Genomic DNA, 2,172 nt, shown 5'->3' with positions numbered 1-2,172 from the left:
AAATTTTTTTGAATTCTGAAATAATATTAGTGCATAATACGGAACGATTCCGATTTCCATTAGTATCTTACATAAAATTTTCTTCAAAAGCAAGTATAAAATTTTGTTTCTTCATCAAATATTATGTATGCTTAGATAGAAACAAAGGAAGGGTGGTTAACTTGAATAATTCAAAATTGTTGAATGAGATTCTAGACTTTAATGAAAAATTTGTGGAAGGCCATGAGTATGAAAAGTATGAAACAACTAAATTCCCGAATAAACGAATGGTCATCCTAACATGTATGGATACAAGGCTGCTCGAACTATTACCCAAAGCATTAAACTTGGGTAATGGCGATGCGAAAATAATTAAAGATGCTGGTGCCTTAATCTCACACCCATTTGGCAGTGTGATGAGAAGTATATTGATCGCACTTTATCAATTAAAGGCTCAAGAGGTTATGGTGATTGCTCATTATGATTGTGGGATGAGCGGTATGAAGGCAGAACCAGTAATTGAAAACATGAAAGAGCGGGGAATATCGGAGGAAACGATCGATACGCTTATATATTCAGGGATTAATATAAAAGAATGGCTGCATGGGTTTGACAATGTAACCGAGAGCGTAGAACACAGCGTAGGAATTATTAAAAATCATCCATTAATGCCGAAGGATGTTCCTGTGCATGGCTTAGTTATTGATCCTAAGACAGGGAAACTGGATCTTATTGTGGATGGTTATAAGAATTAATGTGAATCCTTTTCGGGAACTGGGTCCAGCCCTCCCGGATGAAACGGATGACATTTTGATATCCTTTTAAGCGTAAGCCAGCCGCCCTTTAAGGCACCAAACCGTTGAATTGCTTCTACCCCATAATGAGAACATGTCGGATAAAACCGGCAGGTGGGTGGTTTTAATGGTGAGATAGCAACTTGATAAAAACGAATAATAGCAAGGAAAAATTTTTTTACCATTCGGATCACTCCTTTATTACAATTATCTACAACATACCATAAATTAATAGTAACGTCTAAATTGTTAAATAAATGTAAGTGGATGAAAAAACTCGGAATTTATTGTATGATACTAGTAGATAAAAAAAGGAGTGATTTCGATGCCTTCAGTTGAAAGCTTTGATTTAGATCATAACGCTGTTAAAGCCCCTTATGTGAGACATTGTGGTGTTCACAAAGTTGGTAGTGACGGTGTTGTTAATAAATATGATATTCGTTTTTGTCAGCCAAACAAACAAGCAATGAAACCAGATGTGATTCATACATTAGAGCACTTGCTTGCTTTTAATCTTCGGAAGCACTCTGAGAAATATGATCACTTCGATATTATCGATATTTCACCAATGGGCTGTCAAACCGGTTATTATCTAGTTGTTAGCGGCGAACCTACGGTGGAGGAAATCATTGATCTTATGGAAGATACAATGAAAGATGCCCTTGAAATTATTGAAATTCCTGCTGCTAATGAAAGACAATGCGGTCAGGCAAAACTGCATGACCTAGAAGGAGCGAAGCGTTTAATGCGTTTCTGGCTCGAGCAAAGCAAAGAAGACCTAAAAAAGGTTTTTGCTTAAATATTTTTAAAAAAATTCCTATTCGACGTGAATAGGAATTTTTTTAGGCTTTCTTTTCATCCTGATTTTTTTCCTGTTCAAGATGCGGGTTATTTTCTAATGGGTCTACAGTATGTTTATAGGTGTAGGCTTTAGAAGTGGTGCCCACGGCTAGAATTAGAACTACGAGAACAATAATGATACAAATTACGGCTACTACATACATTTCTGTAGGCGGCCTCCTTTTTTACTCTATTGTAACATGAAATGATGTTTTGTTGAGCAAAGAAAAAGGGAAGCCCGCTGTTTTGGCTTCCGCTTCTACGCTATTATGTATAATCAATGAATATTTCGAGGATGATAAGTATTCGTGCGATGCTGGCCGTACTCTTCTTGGGCAAATTTACCTTTTAAACTTTCAATTAAATAAATGCCCATTAGATTATATAATTCCTGTTTATCCATGTCTTGGATTAATGCAAGTAAATCCTCATGTGACATTTCTTCTAAGAAGGCAAATGCCAGCATATCAATATCCTCTTCGTCACCGGTTAACTTATTACGGTACATTTCATACAATTCATCGACTAATTTCATTTTGTACACCTCCTTGTTATATTC

Annotated in this window: 5 protein-coding genes; 2 read left to right on the top strand and 3 right to left on the bottom strand. The window is 36.1% G+C overall.

All coding sequences use genetic code 11. The features are described from left to right. The first annotated feature begins 161 nt into the window (after positions 1–161). Entirely contained in the window at positions 162–734 is a 573-nt protein-coding gene (locus V7659_RS25550; protein ID WP_335542920.1) for a beta-class carbonic anhydrase, read from the top strand. Here the strand turns inward: V7659_RS25550 and yidD are convergent. Continuing rightward, positions 731–958 (bottom strand): membrane protein insertion efficiency factor YidD, encoded by a 228-nt coding sequence (gene yidD, locus V7659_RS25545; protein WP_098574596.1) that lies wholly within the window; start codon positions 956–958, stop codon positions 731–733. The two genes, V7659_RS25550 and yidD, sit on opposite strands and share 4 nt — an antisense overlap. 140 nt (positions 959–1,098) lie before the next feature. On the opposite strand from yidD, the gene V7659_RS25540 reads away from it, so the two are divergent. Beyond that, positions 1,099–1,572 carry an S-ribosylhomocysteine lyase gene (locus tag V7659_RS25540; RefSeq protein ID WP_144555229.1) on the top strand — a complete coding sequence of 158 codons (474 nt, stop codon included), beginning with the start codon at positions 1,099–1,101 and terminating at the stop codon, positions 1,570–1,572. Between the two features lie 43 nt (positions 1,573–1,615). On the opposite strand, the gene ytzI is transcribed toward V7659_RS25540, so the two are convergent. Then, positions 1,616–1,777 carry a YtzI protein gene (ytzI, locus tag V7659_RS25535; protein ID WP_335542919.1) on the bottom strand — a complete coding sequence of 54 codons (162 nt, stop codon included), beginning with the start codon at positions 1,775–1,777 and terminating at the stop codon, positions 1,616–1,618. A gap of 113 nt (positions 1,778–1,890) precedes the next feature. Next, complete coding sequence (locus V7659_RS25530; protein ID WP_026563229.1) at positions 1,891–2,148, bottom strand: DUF6154 family protein; 258 nt, start codon at positions 2,146–2,148, stop codon at positions 1,891–1,893. Positions 2,149–2,172 lie beyond the last annotated feature (24 nt).

This window comes from Neobacillus drentensis, assembly GCF_036966985.1.
GTDB lineage: Bacteria > Bacillota > Bacilli > Bacillales > Cytobacillaceae > Neobacillus > Neobacillus drentensis_E.
The sequence above is the reverse complement of the archived record's forward strand: the minus strand, read 5'-3'. Positions and strand labels throughout refer to the sequence as shown.

What these genes read in the sequence shown, in the direction of transcription:
- ytzI (WP_335542919.1), bottom strand. Translation starts at nt 1,777, where the DNA reads ATGTATGTAGTAGCCGTAATTTGTATCATTATTGTTCTCGTAGTTCTA.
- yidD (WP_098574596.1), bottom strand. Translation starts at nt 958, where the DNA reads ATGGTAAAAAAATTTTTCCTTGCTATTATTCGTTTTTATCAAGTTGCT.
- V7659_RS25540 (WP_144555229.1), top strand. Translation starts at nt 1,099, where the DNA reads ATGCCTTCAGTTGAAAGCTTTGATTTAGATCATAACGCTGTTAAAGCC.
- V7659_RS25530 (WP_026563229.1), bottom strand. Translation starts at nt 2,148, where the DNA reads ATGAAATTAGTCGATGAATTGTATGAAATGTACCGTAATAAGTTAACC.